The sequence below is a fragment of the Mesorhizobium sp. LjRoot246 genome, assembly GCF_964254115.1.
GTDB lineage: Bacteria > Pseudomonadota > Alphaproteobacteria > Rhizobiales > Rhizobiaceae > Mesorhizobium.
In genome coordinates this window covers 101,051-120,860 of the sequence record NZ_CAXUSN020000001.1, presented here as the reverse complement: position 1 = coordinate 120,860, position 19,810 = coordinate 101,051, and the positions used below count along the sequence as shown (strand labels likewise).

Annotated in this window: 21 protein-coding genes; 5 read left to right on the top strand and 16 right to left on the bottom strand. The window is 64.0% G+C overall.

Annotated features, from left to right (window positions below):
- Positions 1–16: 16 nt before the first annotated feature.
- From ACSQ3L_RS00580 to ACSQ3L_RS00565, 4 genes are all read left to right on the top strand, one after another.
- Positions 17–1,024, top strand: a complete 1,008-nt coding sequence (locus ACSQ3L_RS00580) for an ABC transporter permease subunit (RefSeq protein WP_436158163.1) — start codon at positions 17–19, stop codon at positions 1,022–1,024.
- Between the two features lie 70 nt (positions 1,025–1,094).
- Complete coding sequence (locus tag ACSQ3L_RS00575) at positions 1,095–1,949, top strand: ABC transporter permease subunit (RefSeq protein ID WP_244482870.1); 855 nt, start codon at positions 1,095–1,097, stop codon at positions 1,947–1,949.
- A gap of 2 nt (positions 1,950–1,951) precedes the next feature.
- Complete coding sequence (locus ACSQ3L_RS00570; RefSeq protein ID WP_436163351.1) at positions 1,952–2,821, top strand: ABC transporter ATP-binding protein; 870 nt, start codon at positions 1,952–1,954, stop codon at positions 2,819–2,821.
- The gene (locus ACSQ3L_RS00565; protein WP_436158162.1) at positions 2,818–3,648 is read left to right on the top strand and encodes a dipeptide ABC transporter ATP-binding protein; all 831 of its coding nucleotides are present in this window, start codon (positions 2,818–2,820) and stop codon (positions 3,646–3,648) included. The genes ACSQ3L_RS00570 and ACSQ3L_RS00565 overlap by 4 nt, the downstream gene beginning before the upstream one ends.
- A 156-nt stretch (positions 3,649–3,804) precedes the next feature.
- Here ACSQ3L_RS00565 and ACSQ3L_RS00560 read toward each other — a convergent pair whose 3' ends face one another.
- From ACSQ3L_RS00560 to ACSQ3L_RS00540, 5 genes are all read right to left on the bottom strand, one after another.
- On the bottom strand, positions 3,805–5,079 hold the full coding sequence (locus tag ACSQ3L_RS00560) for a cysteine desulfurase-like protein (protein ID WP_436158161.1): 1,275 nt from the start codon (positions 5,077–5,079) through the stop codon (positions 3,805–3,807).
- A 47-nt stretch (positions 5,080–5,126) separates the two neighbouring features.
- Positions 5,127–5,801 carry an amino acid ABC transporter permease gene (locus ACSQ3L_RS00555; RefSeq protein ID WP_436158160.1) on the bottom strand — a complete coding sequence of 225 codons (675 nt, stop codon included), beginning with the start codon at positions 5,799–5,801 and terminating at the stop codon, positions 5,127–5,129.
- Between the two features lie 151 nt (positions 5,802–5,952).
- Positions 5,953–6,750: an ABC transporter substrate-binding protein gene (locus tag ACSQ3L_RS00550; protein ID WP_436158159.1), complete on the bottom strand. Its 798-nt coding sequence runs from the start codon at positions 6,748–6,750 to the stop codon at positions 5,953–5,955.
- Positions 6,751–6,816: 66 nt separating this feature from the next.
- A complete protein-coding gene (locus ACSQ3L_RS00545) occupies positions 6,817–6,966 on the bottom strand; it encodes a hypothetical protein (protein WP_436158158.1) in 150 nt (49 codons plus the stop codon).
- A 190-nt stretch (positions 6,967–7,156) separates the two neighbouring features.
- Positions 7,157–7,918, bottom strand: a complete 762-nt coding sequence (locus ACSQ3L_RS00540) for an HpcH/HpaI aldolase family protein (protein ID WP_436158157.1) — start codon at positions 7,916–7,918, stop codon at positions 7,157–7,159.
- A 122-nt stretch (positions 7,919–8,040) separates the two neighbouring features.
- Between ACSQ3L_RS00540 and ACSQ3L_RS00535 the strand changes: the two genes are divergently transcribed.
- Positions 8,041–9,132 carry an LLM class flavin-dependent oxidoreductase gene (locus ACSQ3L_RS00535; RefSeq protein ID WP_436158156.1) on the top strand — a complete coding sequence of 364 codons (1,092 nt, stop codon included), beginning with the start codon at positions 8,041–8,043 and terminating at the stop codon, positions 9,130–9,132.
- Positions 9,133–9,177: 45 nt separating this feature from the next.
- On the opposite strand, the gene ACSQ3L_RS00530 is transcribed toward ACSQ3L_RS00535, so the two are convergent.
- The 11 genes from ACSQ3L_RS00530 to ACSQ3L_RS00480 all read right to left on the bottom strand — a co-directional run bounded on the left by ACSQ3L_RS00530 (position 9,178) and on the right by ACSQ3L_RS00480 (position 19,760).
- Positions 9,178–9,573 carry a RidA family protein gene (locus ACSQ3L_RS00530; RefSeq protein ID WP_436158155.1) on the bottom strand — a complete coding sequence of 132 codons (396 nt, stop codon included), beginning with the start codon at positions 9,571–9,573 and terminating at the stop codon, positions 9,178–9,180.
- A 63-nt stretch (positions 9,574–9,636) separates the two neighbouring features.
- Entirely contained in the window at positions 9,637–10,785 is a 1,149-nt protein-coding gene (locus ACSQ3L_RS00525; protein WP_436158154.1) for an acyl-CoA dehydrogenase family protein, read from the bottom strand.
- 79 nt (positions 10,786–10,864) lie between these two features.
- The gene (locus tag ACSQ3L_RS00520; RefSeq protein WP_436158153.1) at positions 10,865–11,677 is read right to left on the bottom strand and encodes an enoyl-CoA hydratase family protein; all 813 of its coding nucleotides are present in this window, start codon (positions 11,675–11,677) and stop codon (positions 10,865–10,867) included.
- Positions 11,674–12,144, bottom strand: coding sequence for a MarR family winged helix-turn-helix transcriptional regulator (locus ACSQ3L_RS00515; protein ID WP_436158152.1), 471 nt, complete (start codon positions 12,142–12,144; stop codon positions 11,674–11,676). Before ACSQ3L_RS00515 ends, ACSQ3L_RS00520 begins: the two co-directional genes overlap by 4 nt.
- On the bottom strand, positions 12,138–12,896 hold the full coding sequence (locus tag ACSQ3L_RS00510; RefSeq protein WP_436158151.1) for an SDR family NAD(P)-dependent oxidoreductase: 759 nt from the start codon (positions 12,894–12,896) through the stop codon (positions 12,138–12,140). Before ACSQ3L_RS00510 ends, ACSQ3L_RS00515 begins: the two co-directional genes overlap by 7 nt.
- Before the next feature lie 199 nt (positions 12,897–13,095).
- Positions 13,096–15,390 (bottom strand): bifunctional salicylyl-CoA 5-hydroxylase/oxidoreductase, encoded by a 2,295-nt coding sequence (locus ACSQ3L_RS00505; protein ID WP_436158150.1) that lies wholly within the window; start codon positions 15,388–15,390, stop codon positions 13,096–13,098.
- A 141-nt stretch (positions 15,391–15,531) separates the two neighbouring features.
- Positions 15,532–16,131, bottom strand: a complete 600-nt coding sequence (locus tag ACSQ3L_RS00500; RefSeq protein ID WP_436158149.1) for a VOC family protein — start codon at positions 16,129–16,131, stop codon at positions 15,532–15,534.
- A gap of 76 nt (positions 16,132–16,207) precedes the next feature.
- Positions 16,208–17,044, bottom strand: coding sequence for an ATP-binding cassette domain-containing protein (locus ACSQ3L_RS00495; RefSeq protein ID WP_436158148.1), 837 nt, complete (start codon positions 17,042–17,044; stop codon positions 16,208–16,210).
- Complete coding sequence (locus tag ACSQ3L_RS00490; RefSeq protein ID WP_436158147.1) at positions 17,037–17,915, bottom strand: ABC transporter ATP-binding protein; 879 nt, start codon at positions 17,913–17,915, stop codon at positions 17,037–17,039. Before ACSQ3L_RS00490 ends, ACSQ3L_RS00495 begins: the two co-directional genes overlap by 8 nt.
- A complete protein-coding gene (locus ACSQ3L_RS00485; protein WP_436158146.1) occupies positions 17,912–18,760 on the bottom strand; it encodes an ABC transporter permease in 849 nt (282 codons plus the stop codon). Before ACSQ3L_RS00485 ends, ACSQ3L_RS00490 begins: the two co-directional genes overlap by 4 nt.
- Positions 18,753–19,760, bottom strand: a complete 1,008-nt coding sequence (locus ACSQ3L_RS00480) for an ABC transporter permease (RefSeq protein WP_436158145.1) — start codon at positions 19,758–19,760, stop codon at positions 18,753–18,755. Before ACSQ3L_RS00480 ends, ACSQ3L_RS00485 begins: the two co-directional genes overlap by 8 nt.
- Positions 19,761–19,810 lie beyond the last annotated feature (50 nt).

Here is a 19,810-nt window from a genome sequence, read left to right as displayed (position 1 = left end):
CCCCCACTCGCCCGCCATGCTGCGTTATATCCTCGGCAAGCTCGCCCTCATCATCCCGACCTTTATCGGGATAACCATCCTCGCCTTTGGCTTCGTGCGCATCCTGCCCGGTGATCCGGTGCTGGTGCTTGCGGGCGAACGCGGCCTGTCGCCCGAACGTCACACGGCGCTGATGCACCAGTTCGGTTTCGACCTGCCGATCTGGCAACAATATTTGACCTATCTGACCAACATCCTCAGCGGCGATTTCGGCACCTCGTTTTCCACCAAGACGCCGGTGCTCAAGGATTTCCTGGTGCGCTTCCCGGCAACGGTCGAACTCGCCATCTTCGCCATGATCTTTGCCGTCCTCCTGGGTGTCGCCGCCGGCATCTTCGCCGCCATCCGCCGCGGATCCTGGTTCGACCAGCTGACCATGGGCACGGCGCTCGCAGGCTATTCCATGCCGATCTTCTGGTGGGGTCTGCTGCTGATCATCGTGTTCTCCGGCACGCTGCACTGGACGCCGGTATCCGGCCGCATCGACCTTCTCTATTTCTTCAAGCCGGTGACCGGCTTCATGACCATCGATTCGCTGATCTCGGGGCAGAAGGGCGCCTTCCGTTCGGCGCTGTCGCACCTCATTTTGCCCACCATCGTGCTCGGCACCATCCCGCTCGCCGTCATCGCCCGGCAGACGCGCTCGGCTATGCTCGAAGTGCTCGGCGAAGACTATGTGCGCACCGCGCGCGCCAAGGGGCTGGCGCCGCGCCGCGTCATCGGCCTGCATGCCTTCCGCAACGCACTGATCCCGGTCGTCACCACCATCGGCCTGCAGGTTGGTACGCTGCTCACCGGCGCCATCCTGACCGAGAGCATCTTCTCCTGGCCCGGCATCGGCAAATGGATGATCGACGCTATTTCCAAGCGCGACTATTTCACCGTGCAGGGCGGGTTGCTTTTGATCGCGTTGATCGTCATGTCGGTGAACCTCATCGTCGACGTGCTCTACGCCGTCATCAACCCACGCATCCGGGCCAACTGACATGAGCAATGAAGGCCCCGCCACCATCGAAGCCGCAACCGTCGTCAAGCAGCAGGACGCAAGGCTGCAGATGTTCGGCGAGTTCTGGCACTACTTCTCCGTCAACAAGGGCGCGGTGATCGGGCTCTTCGTCTTTGCGCTGCTGATCCTGATCGCCATCTTCGCGCCGCTGCTGGCACCGCATTCGCCGGACGATCAGTTCCGAGATTTCTTCCTGACGCCGCCGGCTTGGCAAGAGGGCGGCAACGCGCAGTTCCTGCTCGGCACCGATGCCGTCGGTCGTGACATGCTTTCGCGACTGATCTACGGCTCGCGCTTCTCGCTCGCCATCGGCTTCGTCGTCGTCACCACGGCGCTGATCTCCGGCGTCATCCTCGGCCTGCTCGCCGGCTACTGCCGCGGCTGGGTCGACACGCTGATCATGCGCATCATGGACATCATCCTGGCCTTCCCGTCACTGCTCTTGGCCCTGGTGCTGGTCGCGGTGCTTGGGCCTGGCCTCGTCAACGCCATGATCGCCATTGCCTTCGTGCTGCAGCCGCATTTCGCCCGGCTCACCCGCGCCGCCGTGATGGCCGAGAAGACCCGCGAATATGTCGTCTCGGCCAAGGTCGCCGGCGCCAGCCATCTCAGGCTGATGCTGGTCACCATCTTGCCCAACTGCATCGCGCCGCTGATCGTGCAGGCGACGCTGTCCTTCTCCAACGCCATTCTCGAGGCGGCCGCCCTCGGTTTCCTCGGCATGGGCGCGCAGCCGCCGACGCCCGAATGGGGCACCATGCTGGCCGAAGCGCGCGAGTTCATCCTGCGCGCCTGGTGGGTGGTGACCTTCCCGGGTCTCGCCATCCTGATCACCGTCTTCGCCATCAACCTGATCGGCGACGGCCTGCGCGACGCGCTCGACCCCAAGCTGAAGAGGTCGTGAGCATGCCTCTGCTCGAGATCAAGAACCTCACCGTTTCCTTCGACACCGCGGCCGGACCGTTCATGGCAGTGCAAGGCATCGATCTGTCGATAGAGCCACGCGAAGTGCTGGCGATCGTCGGCGAGTCCGGCTCCGGCAAGTCGGTGGCGATGCTGGCGGTGATGGGGCTGTTGCCCAACACGGCAACCGTCAAGGCCGACCGCATGGCTTTCGACGGCGTCGATCTGTTGAAGCTCAGCCCGTCCGAACGCCGCAAGATCGTCGGCAAGGACATCTCCATGATTTTCCAGGAGCCGATAGCCAGCCTCAACCCGTGCTTCACTGTCGGCTTCCAGATCGAGGAGGTGCTGCGCTTCCACATGGGCATGGATCGTGCCCAGCGCCGGGCGCGTGCCATCGAATTGATGAAGCTGGTCGGCATCGCCGATCCGGAAGAACGCTTGAGTTCGTTTCCGCACCAGATGTCGGGCGGCCAGTGCCAACGCGTCATGATCGCCATCGCCATCGCCTGCAATCCGAAACTGCTGATCGCCGACGAGCCGACCACGGCGCTCGACGTTACCATCCAGAAGCAGATCCTCGATCTTTTGGTCTCGCTGCAGGCCAAATACGGCATGGGCCTGATCATGATCACCCACAATATGGGCGTGGTGGCCGAAACCGCCGACCGCGTCATCGTCCAGTACAAGGGCCGCAAGATGGAAGAGGCCGACGTGCTGTCGCTGTTTGAATCGCCGAAAAGCAATTACACGCGCGCGCTGCTGTCGGCTTTGCCGGAGAACGCCGTCGGCGACAGGCTGCCGACCGTTTCCGACATGCTGTTCGAGCCGGCGCCCTCTGTAGCAGGAACCGCTGCGGGAGCCGCCTCATGAGCACGACCGTTCTCGAAGGCAAGAACATCGTCCGCGACTATCACATCGGTGGTGGCCTGTTCACCGGGCCGCGCACCGTGCATGCGGTGAAGGGCGTCTCGTTCACCGTGGACAAGGGCAAGACGCTGGCCATCGTCGGCGAAAGCGGCTGCGGCAAGTCCACGCTCGCCCGCATCATCACGCTGATCGATCCGGCGACATCGGGCGACCTGTTCATCGACGGCAACAAGGTCGACATCGCCAGGAACGCGCTGTCGAAAGAGATGCGCCGGAAGGTGCAGATCGTCTTCCAGAATCCCTACGGATCGCTCAACCCGCGCCAGAAGATCGGCGACGTGCTGGGCGAACCGCTTTTGATCAACACCGACAAGCCGGCCGCCGAGCGGCGCGACCTGGCGATGAAGATGCTGAAGAAGGTCGGGCTCGGCCACGAACATTACAACCGCTATCCGCACATGTTCTCCGGCGGCCAGCGCCAGCGCATCGCCATTGCCCGCGCGCTGATGCTCAATCCGAGCCTGCTGGTGCTGGACGAGCCGGTCTCCGCGCTAGACCTGTCGGTGCAGGCACAGGTGCTCAACCTGCTCGCCGACCTGCAGGACGAGTTCCAGCTGACCTACGTCTTCATCAGCCACGATTTGTCCGTGGTGCGCTACATCGCCGACGATGTGATGGTGATGTATTTCGGCGAAGCGGTCGAATACGGCTCGCGCGACGAGGTCTTCGCCGACCCCAAGCACAGCTACACCAGGACGCTGTTCGCCGCGACGCCGCGCGCCGACGTCGCCTCGATCAAGGCGAGGCTGGCGAAGAAGAAGGCCGCCTGACCGGGCGCGTCGATATTCAGGTGAGGCCGGTCTGCGAATGGCGGCTTCCTGCGCTTCCGGTGCTCACGTACGAAAAGTACGCTCCGCTCCGGTTCTCGGAAGCCACCATTCTCGACTCAGCCTGACCTGAATCTCAACACACCCGGGCCAAGCCGATCACGACAACTTCGCGATAATCGCGCGCAGCGCTTCGCCGAAGCGCTGGATTTCCTCGACCGTGTTGTAGTGGACCAGCGAGGCGCGGATGGCGCCGCTGTCCATCGACAGGTTGAGGCGCTTCATCAGCCGCGGCGCGTACATGTGGCCGTCGCGGATGCCGATCTGCATCTCGGCCATTTCCTCGACGATCCGCTGCGGCGACAATTTGCCGATGTTGAAGCAGAAGGTCGGCACGCGTTCATGGATGCGCGCCTCGTCGGCAACGCCGTAGATGGTTGCCCCGCAATCCTTCAGCACGGCCAGCATCTCGCGGGCCAGCACTAGCTCGTAGTCGCGGATGGCGCCCATGCCGGCAACGATGTTGTCGCGCCGGGAGCGGTTGTTGGACGGCGCCAGATTGCGGCCGATCAGTTCCAGATACTGCACGGCGGCATCCATGCCGGAAACGTTCTCGTAGATGAAGGTGCCGGCCTCGACCTTGTAGGGCGGTTCATCGGGGATGAAATCCTCGCGAAAGGTCGGCAGCCGCTTCAGCGTTTCGAAGCGGCCCCACAGGAAGCCCATATGCGGCGAGAAATTCTTGTAGCCGGAGCAGACGAGATAGTCGCAGTCCCAGGCCTGCACGTCGATCAGGCCGTGCGGCCCGTAATGCACGCAGTCGAGGAACACTTCGGCGCCGGCCGCGTGCGCGATCTCGGCCACCGAAGCGACATCGACGATCGAGCCGATCGAATGCGCGGTGACTGTACAGGCGACGAGACGGGTGCGGTCGGAAACCAGCGGGCGCAGATCGTCGACATGCAGATTGCCGTCCTCGCGCATCCGCCACCACTGAAACTTGGCGCCGGCCTGCTCCAGCGCCAGCCAGGTCGCGATGTTGGCGTCGTGGTCCATGTCGGTGATGACGATCTCGTCACGTTCCCCAAGCATCTGGCCGATACCGAGGCTGACCAGGCGGATGAACGAGGTGGCGTTCATGCCGAAGCAGATTTCCGCCGGGCTATAGGCGTTGATGAGCAGGGCGACGCTTGTCCGCGCATCGGCAACCGACTGGTCGACGGTGACGCTGCGGCCATAGCGGCCGCCGCGCTGCACATTGTGCGAAACCAGATGGTTGGTCACCGCGTCGAGCACGCTCTGCGGGATCTGCGCGCCGGCGGCGTTGTCCAAAAAGATGAAATCGCCGGCCCGCCGCAAGGCGGGAAACATGGCGCGGATGGTGTCGACGGGAAACGCGCTGGCGTTCGCATTGTCGGTCTGGTGCTTGTTCACGGGTAGGCTCCTGCGGAGTGCTTGGGCGGGTGGGATGAGTGGCGAGGTCAGCGCTTCTTTTCGGTCTTGAAGCGCTCCTCGAGCAGGCTGACGAGGCGGACCATCGGCCAGAGGAAGATGAGATAGACGAGTGCTGCGCCGATCAGCGGCGATGGATTGGCGTAGAGCGACTGCGCGTTGGTCGCTTCCTTCAAGAGTTCCGGCAGCGCCACGGTAGAGGCGAGCGAGGTGTCCTTGAACATCGAGACGCAGTTGCTGGTCATCGGCGGGATGACGACGCGGATCGCCTGCGGCAGCACCACCTTGCGCAAGGTCAAGAGGAACGGCAGTCCAAGCGCCTGCGACGCCTCGAACTGGCCGCGCGGAATGCTTTCGATGCCGGAGCGGAACACTTCGGCCGAATAGGCCGACATGATGAAGGCGAAGGCCGTCACCGCCGACGCCCAGGACGACAGGCGTATGCCGAGGAAGGGCAGCGCATAGTAGATCAGGATCAGCACGACCAGCACCGGCAGGGCGCGGAACATGTCGGTATAGCCGACCGCCAGCCACCGCAGCGGCTTCGGCGCATAGAGCCGCACAAGGCTGATCGCCAGGCCGATGGGGATGCCGATGCCGATGCTCAGAATACCGAGCAGCAGCGTGTTCAGGAAGCCGCGCAGCAGCGCCGGCAGGCTGGACATGATGACATCGGGGTTGAAGAAGGTGTCGATCAGCGACATGGGAGCGTTCCCGAACCCCAGAGCAAAGAATGCTCGCGTTAAAATCAATTGACCTCGCCGTCAGCGAGGCAGTCTTCGCGGCGACCGGTGCCGGTCCATGAAATGAATCGTGCCGGCCTAAAAAGCCGGCACGATTTCAATGCGTTGCCGCTCAGGCTTTCGGCAGCGGCATTTCCTTCATGGTCGAAGAGTCGGCGGGCGCGTCGCTGCCGAACCACTTCTTGTGGATGGCGGCCAGCGTACCGTCCTTCTTCATCGCGGTCAGCGCGTCGTTCAGCTTGCCGAGCAGCGGGTGGTCCTTGGTCAGCATCAGACCGTATTGTTCGCCGGTCTTGATGCGCTCCTTGACGACCAGGTCCTTCATCTTGGTGAAGGAATACTCCATGCCCGGAATGTCGCTGACGGCGGCATCGACGCGGCCGGCGCTGAGGTCGAGCAGCAGGTTCTGCTGCGTGTCGTAGCCCTTCACGTCGCTGAAGCCGTCAGCTTCCTGATGCCCCTTGACCCAGGTTTCGCCGGTCGAGCCGGAAAGCACGCCGACGATCTTGCCCTTGAGGTCGGCCTCGGCCTTGATCGGGCTGTCGGCTTTGGTGGCGATGCCCATGTCGGAATCATAATAGGGCTGCGTGAACGACTGCGATTTCAGCCGCTCCGCCGTGATGGTGATCGACGAGATGGCGACATCGATGCGCTTCGACGTCGTGGCGGCAAACAGCGCCTGGAAGCCGAGATCGGCGATGTCGGTGGTCATGCCGATGCGCTTGGCGGCTTCGTTGACGATGTCGACCTCGAAACCCTCGAAAGTGCCGCTCTCGTTCTTGTATTCGAAGGGCGGGTTGGTCGGGTAGGCGCCGACATTCAGAACGTCGGCGGCATAGGCCGTGGCGGGGCCGGCGGCGATGCCGATGGCGGCGGCGAGAAGAAGCAATTTGCGACGCGTGAAGCTCATTTGTGTTCCCTCTGTTGTTGATCGGGCGGGTTGCTCCCGCACGGTTTTTGCCGCCCAGGCGGGGCGTCAATTCATGGTAGCGATCGTACGGTCGAGCGCGGTCGCCCGCACGGCAAGGTTGGCGATGTTTTCGGTGTGCAGGTCGTGGATCTGGGCGCGCACGCCGTCGAAGACATAACGCGCGCTGGACGAATGACTGGGGCAGTATGACGACAAGGACTGAAACCCCTCCCACCCGGAACACCACGATGGATTGGCCGGCAAGCCCCTCCGGCACGTCAGTCGCCATCGATTTTGGAATGCTTATCCAAAGTGCGGCGCTTTTCAAGGCGAAAGTTTTAAGCTTAAAAAGTTTGGCCGTCCTGTTGCCCCAGCGATACGCCTTTTTCGCCTAGCTGCGCTCGTCTCATGCCAGTTCGTCGCGCGCGGCGGCACAATTGGCCGCGACGCCAGCGCCGAGAAACATCGTGTCGCTCGCCAGGACGAAGAAACTCGCGCCGGTGGCCGCCCATCGGCTGACATTTTGTGGGCTGGCGCAAAATATGCCGGCGGCCTTGTTGTGTGCGATCGTCACGCCGATGATTGTCTGGATTGCATCCGTGAGCTTGTCCGCGCCGTTCGGCCCGATCGCGTCGATCGACACCGAAAGATCGCCGGGGCCGACGAAGATCACATCCACGCCGTCGACAGCCGCGATCGCCTCGATGTTGGCAAGCCCTTCCGATGTCTCGACCTGGATCGCGACGACGATCCTGTCATTGGCGCCGGCCAGATATTCGGGAATGCGATAGCCATAGCCGGCGGCCCGGCCGGGTCCGACGCCACGCTCGCCCCTTGGCGGATAGCGCGAGGCCTTCACTGCGGATTCGGCCTGGGCGGCGGTCGAGACGCGCGGCACCAGCACGCCTTGCGCGCCGCTGTCCAATGCTGCCTGGATAGCCTCCGGCGCATGGCCGGGAACGCGCACCATGGCCGGCACGCGATGCACGTCGGCCGCGCGCACCATGCTCTCGATCATGTCGCGTGAGATCTGCGCATGCTCCCAGTCGATGCAGAGGAAATCGAGGCCGGATTGCGCCATCACCTCGATCGCGACGGGATGGGGAATGGCGGCAAAGGAACCGACGAGGTTGGTCTTGCCGATGCATTTCTGCCGGAACTCGCTCATGCCCATCCCCTCTTTGTCTCTGCCCAAATCCATATCCGCAAACCATCGCAAGGCGAAGCTATTTCATGCTTGAAATATTTCTGCGGAGCCGTAGCGTGCGATCTTCGCCGGGAGGTCGCCACATGAACAAATCACACCCCTTGCACGGCCCGAACAGGCTGAAGCTTGGCGTCTTTTCGACCAATGCCGATGGTGGGCTTGCCATCACCGACGTGCCGGAACGCTGGACGGCAAGCTGGCAGGACAATCTGACCGCAGCGCAGATCGCCGACCGCGCCGGCCTGGAGTTCATGCTGCCGATCGCGCGCTGGCGCGGTTTTGGCGGCCGCAACAAGGTGCGCGAATGGTCGTTCGAGACCTTCACCTGGGCGGCCGCTCTCGCCATGGCCACCGAACGGATCGGCCTGTTCATGACCGTGCATGTGCCGCTGGTGCATCCGCTCTATGCCGCCAAGGCGCTGGCGACGGTCGACCATATCAGCCAGGGTCGCGCGGGCTTGAACATCGTCTGCGGCTGGAACCCGAAGGAATTCGGCATGTTTGGCACGCCTTTGGTCGAGAAGGGCTACGACCAGGCGGCCGAATGGATCGAGATCCTCGAAAAGCTTTACGCCTCGGCCGAGCCGCTCGACTACGAGGGCACCTATTACCGCCTCAAGGAAGCCGTCAGCCGGCCGGCCAGTCTGCAAGTTCCGCGCCCGGTGACCATGAACGCCGCGTTCGGCGGGCCGGGTCGCGATTTCGCCGCCGCCCGATGCGATTATCTGTTCACGACCTTTTCCGAGATGAGCGATGCCGGCAAGCATGTCGCCGATATCAGCGAGCGGGCCGACAAGGCAGGCCGCGATGTCGGTGTCTACACCGTGGCGCATGTCGTTTGCCGCCCGACCATGGAAGAGGCGCAGGCCTATTACACGCGCTATGCGGTCGATATGGCCGACCACGATGCGGTCGATGCCCATATGGCGGGCAAGAAGGAATTCTCGCAGTCGCACGACCCGCACGCCTATGACCGCTATCGGCAGCGCTTCGCCGGCGGCGCCGGTACTTACCCGCTGATCGGAACGCCGGAAACGATCGCCGCCGACATGGCCACCATTGCCGGGCATGGCTACCAGGGCATCGCGCTGTCCTTCGTCAACTACACGCAGGAACTGCCCTATTTCTGCGATCATGTGCTGCCGATTTTGCGGCAGGCGGGCCTTCGCGAATAATCTATTCCCGGGACAACGAATTGACTATTCCGGGATAACCAGGGGTTATTCCGGGATGACGGCGGTGGCCTGAATCTCCACCTTGGCGCGATCCTCGACCAGCGCCATCACCTGCATGGCGGCCATCGCCGGAAAATGCCGGCCGATCACCTCGCGATAGGCCTCGCCGATGCCCCTGAGGTTGGCCAGATACTCGGCCTTGTCGGTGAAATACCAGGTCATCGAGGTGATGTGCTGCGGCCCCGCGCCGGCCTCGGCCAGCACCGCGACGATGTTCTCGAGCGTCTGCCGCACCTGGCCGACGAAGTCGTCGGTTTCGAACTGGCATTGGCCGTTCCAGCCGACCTGTCCGCCAACGAAGACGAGCTGCCCGTGTGCCGCGACGCCATTGGCGTAGCCGACAGGTTTTGCCCAGCCTTCCGGCTGCAGAATCGTGTGCATTCAAAACCTCCCGGTATTCCAAAACCCAATTTTCAAAATCGAATGCCCGTCAATTTCTCGCCGTCAGGCCGCGCCCATCACTTGTCGCGCGATCACCACTTTCTGCACGTCTGAGGCACCCTCATAGATGCGCAGCGCGCGGATCTCGCGATACAGGCTCTCGACGATATGGCCTTTGCGGACACCGTCGCCGCCATGCAGTTGCACCGCCTTGTCGATCACCTCTTGCGCCTTGTCGGTGGCGAACAGCTTTGCCATCGCCGCCTCGCGGGTGACCCGCGCCGCGCCCATGTCCTTGGTCCAGGCGGCACGGTAGACCAGAAGCGCCGCAGCATCGACGTCGAGCGCCATGTCGGCGATATGTCCCTGGACCATCTGCAACTCGGCCATCGGCGCGCCGAACAGCTTGCGCCCGGCCACGCGTTTGATGCTTTCGTCCAGCGCGCGGCGGGCAAAACCGAGCGCTGCCGCGCCGACGGTCGAGCGGAACACGTCGAGCACCGACATGGCGATGCGGAAGCCATCACCGGGCTTGCCGATCAGCGCCGAGGCGGGCAGGCGGACCTGGTCGAACGACAGCCGCGCCAGCGGATGCGGTGCGATCACCTCCAGCCGCTCGGCGATGCCAAGGCCCTTGGCGTCGCCAGGCACGAGGAAGGCGGAAAGCCCCTTGGCGCCCGGCGCCTCGCCGGTGCGGGCAAAGACGACATAGAGGTCGGCGATACCGCCATTGGAAATCCAGGTTTTTTCACCAGTAAGAACATAGCTGTCGCCGTCGCGGGTCGCGGTCATTTCGGTGTTGGCGACATCTGATCCCGAGCGCGGTTCCGACAAGGCGAAGGCGGAAATCGCCTTGCCGGCGCGTGTCTTCGAAAGCCATTGTTGCTGCTGCGGAGTGCCGAACAGGCTGAGTGCGCCGGTGCCGAGCCCTTGCATGGCGAAGGCGAAATCGGCCAACCCGTCATGGCGCGCGAGCGTCTCGCGCGTGATGCACAAAGTGCGCACGTCGAGCGGACCCGGATTGTCGGTGTCGAGCGCCGTCGGCTTCAGCCAGCCGTCTCGCCCGAGCTTTGCCACCAGCTCGCGGCAAGCGGCGTCGACATCATGATGATCGACCGGCAGGTTTTTCGCGCACCATGCTTCGAGGTGCTCGGCGAGGTGGCGGTGGCGGTCTTCGAAGAATGGCCAGGACAGGAAGGAGCGGTCAGGCATTGGTGCCTCCGCAATTGAGGCCTTGCGCTCTACGGCGCCCCCCTCTGTCCTGCCAACGTCTCCACGGAATGCACCATCCTCAATCCCCCTCGAACACCGGCTTTTCCTTGGCCACGAACGCCTTGTAGGCGCGCTCGAAGTCGCGGGTCTGCATGCAGATCGCTTGCGCCTGCGCTTCCGCTTCGATCGCCTGGTCGAGGCCCATCGACCATTCCTGGTTCAGCTGCGTCTTGGTGATGCCGTGGGCGAAGGTCGGGCCGGAGACGATGCGTGCCGCCATGTCGAGCGCGTCGGCTTCAAGCGCCGCAGCATCGACCAGCCGGTTATAAAACCCCCAGCGCTCGCCTTCGGCCGCCGTCATGGTGCGGCCGGTGTAGAGCAATTCGGCGGCGCGGCCCTGGCCGATGATGCGCGGCAGGATCGCGCAGGCGCCCATGTCGCAGCCGGCAAGGCCGACGCGGGTGAACAGGAAGGCGGTCTTCGCTTCTGGCGTGGCGATGCGGATGTCGGAGCTCATGGCAATGATGGCGCCGGCACCGACCGCGACGCCATCGACGGCGGCAATGATCGGCTTACCGCAATTCAGCATCGCCTTGACGAAATCGCCGGTCATGCGGGTGAAGGCGAGCAACTGCTTCATATCCATCTTGACCAGCGGGCCGATGATGTCGTGGACATCGCCGCCGGAGCAGAAATTGCCGCCATTGGAGAGGAACACCACGGCGTCGACATCGTCGGCATAGACGAGGTCGCGGAAAATGTCGCGCAGCTCGGCATAGCTGTCGAAGGTCAGCGGGTTCTTGCGTTCCGGCCGGTCGAGCCGGACTTTTGCGATCCTGTCCTCGACGTCCCAGAGGAAATGCTTCGGCTTGCGGCCGGCCATCGCGGTCATTCGCGTCCCTCCCAGTTGCTGCGGAACGAGGTCAGCATACCGGTCAGCCGGCGCGCGTCATCCTCGCTGACCTTCCCCAGCAATTCGCCGATCCAGCCTTCATGCGCCGCGGCGATGGCGGCAAAGGCCTCCGTGCCTTCCTCGGTCAGCCGCACCATCGAGGTGCGGCGGTCGCCATTGCGCCGCGCACGGGCGACAAGTCCCTCTGACACGAGCCGGTCGACGATCCCCGTGACGTTGCCGTTGGAGACCAGCAGGAAGCGCGACAGGTCGCTCATCAGCATGCCTTCCGGCACCCTATAGAGGGCTGCCATCACGTCGAAGCGCGGCAGCGTCGTGTTGAACTCTTTCTTCAGGCGCTCGCGCAGCTCGGCCTCGATCGTGCGTGACGCACGTAGCAGCCTGATCCATAGCCGCAAGCGGTCCTTGCCGGGTCCCGACGGCGCGGGCAGGGGGCCGGCTACCATGTTTCGCCTCCTGAGATGGAAATCGCCTGTCCGGTGATCGATTGGGCAGCGTCGCTACAGAGCCACAGCACGGTTGCGGCAACCTCCTGCGGCTGGATAAAGCGGCCTTGCGGATTGGTCGAGGCGAGGCGCGACCGCGCCTGCTCGGCCGAGCGGCCGGTCTTCTCGATGATGCGCTGGATGGACTCTTCCAGCATCTCGGTCTCGACGAAGCCCGGGCACACGGCGTTGACGGTGACGCCGGATTTCGCCGTCTCGGCGGCCAGCGCCCGCATCAGGCCGACAACGCCATGCTTGGCGGCGACGTAAGGCGCGACATAGGCGTAGCCCTTCAGCCCTGCCGTGGAGGCGACGAACACGATCCGCCCCGCCTTGCGCGCGGCCATCCCGGCCAGCGCCGGCTTTACCGTCAGGAAGGCGCCGGTCAGATTGACGTCGAGCGTCCGCTGCCAGTCGGCAAGCGTGGTCTTGTGCGCCGGCGTGCTGCCGGCCATGCCGGCATTGGCGACGACGATGTCGAACGGCCCGCGCGCTGTTTCCGCCGCCTCGTAAAGCGACGCCATCGCCGCCTCATTGGTGACATCGGCGGCGATGCCGAAAATGCCTTTGCTCTCGCCGGCCACCTTGGCGAGCTCCGCTTCGCGGCGGCCGCAGATGGTGACGTCGATGCCGGCACCCGCCAGCGCCAGCGCGATTGCCCGGCCGACGCCAGAGCCGCCGCCGGTCACCAGCGCATGCTTGCCGGCGATCATGCTTCAATCCTCAAAACATGGCGCCAAGTACCCCCACCCCTAACCCTCCCCACAAGGGGGAGGGGGAAGGCCACGGCAGCACCTGTCTGTTGCAAACTTATGCGGTGCCGGCTGAGTCGAATGCGACGCAGTCCCCCTCCCCCTTGCGGGGAGGGGCTAGGGGTGGGGGTACAGCGCTGACGTGGCAAACGAAAAGCGCTCATACTTTCAACCCCGCGGCGGCGTCGCGCTCGGCCAGCCGGTAGAGTTGGTCGCGTCCGGGCAGATAGGGATCTGGCCATTTGACACCACGGTCGCCGAGCGTGACGGCGGCATGCAGCGTCCAGTAGGGATCGGCGAGATGCGGCCGTGCCAGTGCGACGAGGTCGGCGCGGCCGGCCATCAGGATCGAATTGACATGGTCCGGCTCGTAGATGTTGCCGACCGCCATCGTCGCCATGCCGACCTCGTTGCGGATACGGTCGGAAAACGGCGTCTGGAACATGCGGCCATAGACAGGCTTTGCCAGTGCCGAGGTCTGGCCGGCCGAGACGTCGCAGATGTCGACGCTGGCCTCGTGCAGCAGCCGGGCGATCTCGACGGCATCGGCCGGCGTCACACCTTCGATGCCGACCCAGTCATTGGCCGAAATGCGCATCGAGATCGGCTTCTCCGCTGGCCAGGCGGCGCGCACCGCGCGGAAAACTTCGAGGGGATAGCGCATGCGGTTTTCCAGCGAACCGCCATAGGCATCGGTGCGCCGGTTGGTGACCGGCGTGATGAAGGACGACAGGAGATAGCCGTGCGCGGCGTGGATCTCGAGCATGTCGAAGCCGCAGCGATCGGCCATCTCGGTGGACGCCACGAACTCATCGCGCACCCGGTCCATGTCGGCGCGATCCATCGCCTTCGGCACCTGATTCTGCGGCGACCACGCGACGGCCGAGGCCGCCATCACAGGCCAGTTGCCCGAGACCAACGGCACGTCGGTCCCCTCCCAGCCAAGCCGGGTCGAACCCTTGGCGCCGGAATGGCCGATCTGGGCGCAGATCTTCGCTTCGGTCTCGGTGTGGACGAAGTCGACCAGCCGCTTCCACGCCACCTCATGTTCAGGCGCGTAGAAACCCGGACAGCCGGGCGTGATGCGGCCTTCAGGGCTGACGCAGGTCATCTCGATATAGAGGAGCCCGGCGCCGCCCTTGGCGCGCTCGGCATAGTGGGTGAAATGCCAGTCGGTCGGGCAGCCGTCGACGGCCTTGTACTGCGCCATCGGCGAGACGACGACGCGGTTCTGCAGCCTCATGTCGCGCAGCTTGAACGGCGCGAACATCGGCGCGCGGCGCAGGCTGTTGCCCCCGGCGCCCGCCTGGCGCTGGAACCATTCCTCCGCCCCGCCAAGCCACTCGGCATCGCGCAGCCGCAAATTCTCGTGGCTGATGCGCTGCGAGCGGGTCAAAAGCGAGTAATTGAACTGCACCGGATCGAGGCCGAGATAGCGCTCGACTTCCTCGAACCATTCGAGCGAATTGCGCGCCGCCGATTGCAGCTTCAGCACCTCGGTGCGCCGCGCATCCTCATATTTGCGGAAGGCGGCGTCGAGGTCCGGCTCGGTTTCGACATACTCGGCAAGTGCCACGGCACTTTCCAGCGCGAGTTTGGTGCCGGAGCCGATCGAGAAATGCGCCGATGCCGCCGCATCGCCCATCAGCGCCAGATTTTTGTAGGACCAGCGCTCGCACAGCACGCGCGGGAAATTGATCCATGCCGAACCCCTGATATGGTTGGCATTGGTCATCAGCGCGTGGCCGCCGAGATGTTTTTCGAAGATGCGCTCGCAGACGGCGATCGATTCCTGCTGCGACATCGCGCCGAAGCCGAATGCAGCCCAGGTCTGCTCGCTGCACTCGACGATGAACGTCGCCGTATCGCTGTCGAACTGGTAGGCGTGCGCCCACACCCAGCCATGCTCGGTCTTCTCGAAGATGAAGGTGAAGGCGTCGTCGAACTTCTGGTTGGTTCCGAGCCAGACGAACTTGCATTTGCGGGTGTCGATGTCGGGCTTGAAGATGTCGACGAAAGTGTTGCGCGCCCTGGAGTTCAGGCCGTCGGCGGCGACGACAAGATCATGCGTCTCCATATAGGGCTTGGGATCTGCAATGTCGGTCTCGAACATCAGTTTGACGCCGAGTTCGCGCGCCCGGCGCTGCAGCAGGACCAGCAGCCGCTTGCGGCCGATGCCGCAGAAACCGTGTCCTGACGAGACCGTGCGCACACCGTCATGGATGACGGCAATGTCGTCCCAATAGGCAAAGTGCTTCTTGATCCAGACGGCGCTGACCGGATCGTTTTTCGACAGATTGTCCAGTGTTTCGGCCGACAGCACCACGCCCCAGCCGAACGTGTCGTCGGCGCGGTTGCGCTCGAACACCGTCACATCGTGCTCGGCGTCCCGAAGCTTCATCGAAATGGCAAAGTAGAGCCCGGCTGGTCCGCCGCCGAGAACCGCAACCTTCATGTCTGCGATCTCCTCTTCGCTTGCTGGTTTCGAGTATTGCGCCGGAGGCGAATTATTTCAAGCTTAAAGTTTCATATTGAAATGATTCAAGCTCACCCTTGTGTGGCGTGCTTGCGGAACATCCGCAAGCACGTTTTCCCATCACTTTTCCGGGTTCTTCGGGCTCCACAAAACGGTCTCGGCACCCTTCTCGTAGGCCATGCCCGAGGGATAGCTGATCGCTTCCAGCTGCAGCCCCCACGGCGCCTGGAAGTAGAGGATGGTCTGGCCGGCGGCCGGCCCTTCCTTGACCGGCAACGGTCCCATCCTTGTCTTGACGCCCTTGGCGTCGAGATAGGTCTTGGCGGCGGCGACATCGTCGACATAGAAGGCGATGTGGAAGCCGCCAATGTCGCTGTTCTTCGGCGTCAGGTCCTTCTGGTCCGGTGCTGTGTATTTGAACAGCTCGATGTTTGATCCGTAACCGCAGCGGACCATGGTGACCTCTTCGATCACCGCCTTCGGATCGACGCCCAGCAGATCCTGCATGAAGGTGCCCTTGTCGTCGGCGAACGGACCGAAAGACATCGCCTTCTGGCAGCCGACCACTTCGGTGAAGAAGTCGACCGCCTGTTTCATGTCGGGAACCGTGATGCCGGTGTGGTCGTGGCCGCGCATGCCAGGAATCGAACTGGCGGCGGCGATGCCTGCGCTGCCAAGGACAACGGCGGCGAGTGTTGCGTTTCGAAATATCGTCTTCATGTCAGTCCTCTCCATTGGCGGGACCAAGTCGTTGCGGTCGCACGTCCAGCCCCCGCTTTCCGGCGTGCGTTATCATTCATGTCGTGGCCTTTGCGGCGGCAGGGATGTCCAGCCAGCCCGCATCGATCTCGGGCAGCGGAATGGCTGCGATGAGGTCGCGCGTGTAGCTTTGCCGCGGCTTGTCGAACAAGGCGTCGGTGGCGCTGGCTTCGACGATCACGCCCTCGCGCATGACGATCACTTGCCGGCACAGCCGCCGGATGACCGACAGATCGTGGCTGATGAAGGCAACGGTGAGGCCCATCTCGGCGGCTAGCTTTTCCAGCAGGGTCAGGATCTGCGCCTGGGTCGAGACGTCGAGTCCGGAGACGATCTCGTCGGCCAGCACGAATTTCGGCGACAGCGCCAGCGCGCGCGCAATGCCGACGCGCTGGCGCTGGCCGCCCGACAGTTCGTGGCGGTAGCGGCTGGCGAAGCTCTGCGGCAGGCCGACGCGCTGCAGGGCCTCGGCGACGCGCGCCTTCAGATTATCGCCAAGGCCGTTCTGCTTGAGCGGTGCTGCGATGATGCTGGCAATGGTGCGGCGCGGGTTGAGCGACGACATCGGGTCCTGGAAGATCATCTGCAGATCGCGGCGCAATGGCCTGAGCTCCGCTTCCGCCAGATGCGTGATATCGCGGCCCTCGAAGCTGATGCTGCCGGCGCTCGGTTCCAGCAGGCGCACCAAAGCGCGGCCGAGCGTCGACTTGCCCGATCCGGATTCGCCGACGATGCCGGTGACCGATCCTCTCGGCAGGTCGAAATCCAGGCCCTTCAGGATCTCGGCCAGCGGCGCACGGCCGATCAGCGGCTTGCGCGTCATGTCGGGCAGCGCGACCTTCAGCCCGCGCACGGAAAACAGCGGCTCAGCCATGAGGCCGCCTCCAGGTCTGGTCGGCGGCGGCGATCTCGGCGGCCAGTCCGGCCAGCACCGCCTCATCGACCGGCTTCAACGAAGCGAAGGGATCAGTGTAGCGCGGCGTGGCCGCCATCAGCGCCCGTGTGTAGGGGTGCCGCGGGGCGGCGAAGAGAGCGGCCGTTTCGGCCTCTTCCACCACCTTGCCGGCATAGAGCACCGAGACCTTCTGGCTGATCTTGGCGACGACGCCGAGATCATGGGTAACGAACAGGATCGCCGTGCCGTGCTCGCGCTGCAATTGCACGATCAGCCGCAGGATTTGCTTCTGCACGGTGACGTCGAGCGCTGTCGTCGGCTCGTCGGCGACGATCAGCCTTGGCTCGGCTGCAAAGGCGGCGGCGATCAGCACCCGCTGGCGCATGCCGCCGGAAAGCTCATGCAGATAGCTTTTCAGCACACGGTCGGGGTCGCGGATCTGCACTTCGTCGAGCAATTGCCGGATGCGGGTATCGGCCCTCTCGCCACTCCAGCCGAGGATGCGCACCAGCCGGTCGGTCATCTGCGGGCCGATGCGCCGTGACGGGTTGAGCGCGGTCAGCGGATCCTGCGGGATCAGCGCCGTGCGGGCGCCGATCAACGTGCGCCGCGCCTTGGCTTCAAGCTTGCCTAGGTCTTCGCCCTCAAGCAGCATGTCGCCTTCGACAATGCGCACGCTTGATGGCAAGACGCCGAGCACCGCCTTGCCGATCATCGTCTTGCCGGCACCGCTCTCGCCGACCAGGGCGCGGACTTCACCGGGCTGGACGGCGAGCGACACCGAGCGCAGCACGCGCTGGCCGTCGGGCAGCACGGCGCTCAGATCCCTGATGTCGAGACAGGCGCTCATCGCAGCACCGGATCGAAACGCGTCTTCAGCGCCTCGCCGAACTGGCTGAACGAGAGGACTGTCAGGATCAGCGTGATCAGCGGAAACACCAGCACCCACCAGGCCTGATGGATCGACAGCCGGCCCTCGGCGATGATGCCGCCCCAGGTCGGATCGTCGGTCGAGATCGACAGATTGACGAAGGACAGGATCGCCTCGACGATGACGGCGATGCCCATTTCCAGCGACAGCAATGCGACGATCGACGGCACGACATTGGGCAGCACCTCGCGCAGCATGATGCCGATGCGGCCATAGCCGGCGATGCGGGCATTCTCGACATAGTCCATGCGCGACTGGCCCATCGTCTCAGCACGGATCACCCGGCAAAAGCGCGTCCAGTCGATGATGGCGATGGCGAGGATGACGGAGCTGAGGCCAGTGCCGAGCACCGCCACCAGCAGGATGGCGAACAGCACCGGCGGAAACGCCATCCAGACATCGACGATGCGCGAGATGATGCGGTCGGCCCAACCGCCGAAATAGCCTGCGATCAGCCCCAGCGTCGAGCCGACGAGACAGGCCGCGATGGCCGCGGCGAAGGCGACGATGAAGGCGATGCGGCCGCCGAAGATCAGACGAGACAACAAATCCCGGCCAAGGCTGTCGGTGCCGAGCCAATAGCCGGGTTCGGCGCCATCAAGCCAGAAGGGCGGCAGCCGCTCCAGCATCAGGTCTTGCGCCAGCGGATCCTGCGGCGCGACCAGCGGTGCGAAGACCGCAGCCAGCAGCGCCAGCAGCAGCCAGCCGCCGGCCAGCCACAGACGTGGCGACACACCTCGCCTTCGTGCGCGACCCTCATCCATGGCGCAGCCTCGGATTGAGCAGCGCATACATCATGTCGACGCTGAGGTTGATCAGCACGAACAGCAGCGCGAAGACCAGCACGATGCCCTGGATCAGCGGCAGGTCGCGGTTGATGACGGCGTCGATCGCCATGTTACCCAGGCCTTCATAGGAGAACAGCCGTTCGACGATGATCGTGCCCCCGATGAGGAAGGTGAACTGCACGCCGACCAGCGTCAGCGTCGGCAAAGCGGCGTTCTTCAGCGCCTCGCGCAGGATGACCTGCGTTTCCGAAAACCCTTTCACCCGCGCCAGCACGACATAGTCGAGGTCCAGAACTTCCTTCAGCGACTGTTTCAGCAGCTGCGAGATGATCGCCGCCAGCGGCAGCGCCAGCGCCACGGCCGGCATCAGCATGTGCTTCAGCAGATCCCAGGTGAGGTCGAGACGCAGCCGAAGCAAGCTCTCGAAGAGATAGAACTGGGTGACGAAGGGCAGGTCGAGCTGCGGCGACACCCGGCCGGAAATGTCGAAGATCGGCACCAGCACGCCGAACAACAGGATCAGCACCAGGCCCCACAGGAAGTCGGGAATGGAGAGCGCCGCACCGCTGGCGATGTCTATGCCGGCCTCGACCGCCGTGCCGCGTTCGCGCGCGCCGATGACTGCCGTGGTGCCGCCGACCACCACCGCCATGATGAGAGCGACGATGGCGAGCTCCAGCGTCGCCGGCAGCCGGTTGAAGACGAGACCCAGCACATCCTGCCTGAGCGAAATCGAGGTGCCGAAATCGCCCTGGGCGACACCAGACAGCCAGATGAAGAACTGCTGCACAATGGTCTTGTCGAGCCCGTAGAGCGCGCGCAGCCGGGTAATGTCGGCATCCGTCGCGCCGGGTGGCAACATCATGGCGATCGGATCGCCGGGCGCCACGCGGATCACGACAAAGACGACGACGGCCACGCCGAACAGCGTGATCAGCATCGTCAGAAGACGGATCAGGAATCGTTGCAGGAGCATGCCGGCGAGAGCCTAGTGCGTGTAAGCGACTGATGGAGCGAAAACCCCCT

What these genes read in the sequence shown, in the direction of transcription:
- ACSQ3L_RS00525 (WP_436158154.1), bottom strand. Translation starts at nt 10,785, where the DNA reads ATGCCTGACCGCTCCTTCCTGTCCTGGCCATTCTTCGAAGACCGCCAC.
- ACSQ3L_RS00570 (WP_436163351.1), top strand. Translation starts at nt 1,952, where the DNA reads ATGCCTCTGCTCGAGATCAAGAACCTCACCGTTTCCTTCGACACCGCG.
- ACSQ3L_RS00540 (WP_436158157.1), bottom strand. Translation starts at nt 7,918, where the DNA reads ATGAGCGAGTTCCGGCAGAAATGCATCGGCAAGACCAACCTCGTCGGT.
- ACSQ3L_RS00500 (WP_436158149.1), bottom strand. Translation starts at nt 16,131, where the DNA reads ATGAAGACGATATTTCGAAACGCAACACTCGCCGCCGTTGTCCTTGGC.
- ACSQ3L_RS00520 (WP_436158153.1), bottom strand. Translation starts at nt 11,677, where the DNA reads ATGACCGCGATGGCCGGCCGCAAGCCGAAGCATTTCCTCTGGGACGTC.
- ACSQ3L_RS00575 (WP_244482870.1), top strand. Translation starts at nt 1,095, where the DNA reads ATGTTCGGCGAGTTCTGGCACTACTTCTCCGTCAACAAGGGCGCGGTG.
- ACSQ3L_RS00515 (WP_436158152.1), bottom strand. Translation starts at nt 12,144, where the DNA reads ATGGTAGCCGGCCCCCTGCCCGCGCCGTCGGGACCCGGCAAGGACCGC.
- ACSQ3L_RS00530 (WP_436158155.1), bottom strand. Translation starts at nt 9,573, where the DNA reads ATGCACACGATTCTGCAGCCGGAAGGCTGGGCAAAACCTGTCGGCTAC.
- ACSQ3L_RS00510 (WP_436158151.1), bottom strand. Translation starts at nt 12,896, where the DNA reads ATGATCGCCGGCAAGCATGCGCTGGTGACCGGCGGCGGCTCTGGCGTC.
- ACSQ3L_RS00550 (WP_436158159.1), bottom strand. Translation starts at nt 6,750, where the DNA reads ATGAGCTTCACGCGTCGCAAATTGCTTCTTCTCGCCGCCGCCATCGGC.
- ACSQ3L_RS00480 (WP_436158145.1), bottom strand. Translation starts at nt 19,760, where the DNA reads ATGCTCCTGCAACGATTCCTGATCCGTCTTCTGACGATGCTGATCACG.
- ACSQ3L_RS00495 (WP_436158148.1), bottom strand. Translation starts at nt 17,044, where the DNA reads ATGGCTGAGCCGCTGTTTTCCGTGCGCGGGCTGAAGGTCGCGCTGCCC.
- ACSQ3L_RS00535 (WP_436158156.1), top strand. Translation starts at nt 8,041, where the DNA reads ATGAACAAATCACACCCCTTGCACGGCCCGAACAGGCTGAAGCTTGGC.
- ACSQ3L_RS00565 (WP_436158162.1), top strand. Translation starts at nt 2,818, where the DNA reads ATGAGCACGACCGTTCTCGAAGGCAAGAACATCGTCCGCGACTATCAC.
- ACSQ3L_RS00580 (WP_436158163.1), top strand. Translation starts at nt 17, where the DNA reads ATGCTGCGTTATATCCTCGGCAAGCTCGCCCTCATCATCCCGACCTTT.
- ACSQ3L_RS00555 (WP_436158160.1), bottom strand. Translation starts at nt 5,801, where the DNA reads ATGTCGCTGATCGACACCTTCTTCAACCCCGATGTCATCATGTCCAGC.
- ACSQ3L_RS00490 (WP_436158147.1), bottom strand. Translation starts at nt 17,915, where the DNA reads ATGAGCGCCTGTCTCGACATCAGGGATCTGAGCGCCGTGCTGCCCGAC.
- ACSQ3L_RS00505 (WP_436158150.1), bottom strand. Translation starts at nt 15,390, where the DNA reads ATGAAGGTTGCGGTTCTCGGCGGCGGACCAGCCGGGCTCTACTTTGCC.
- ACSQ3L_RS00485 (WP_436158146.1), bottom strand. Translation starts at nt 18,760, where the DNA reads ATGGATGAGGGTCGCGCACGAAGGCGAGGTGTGTCGCCACGTCTGTGG.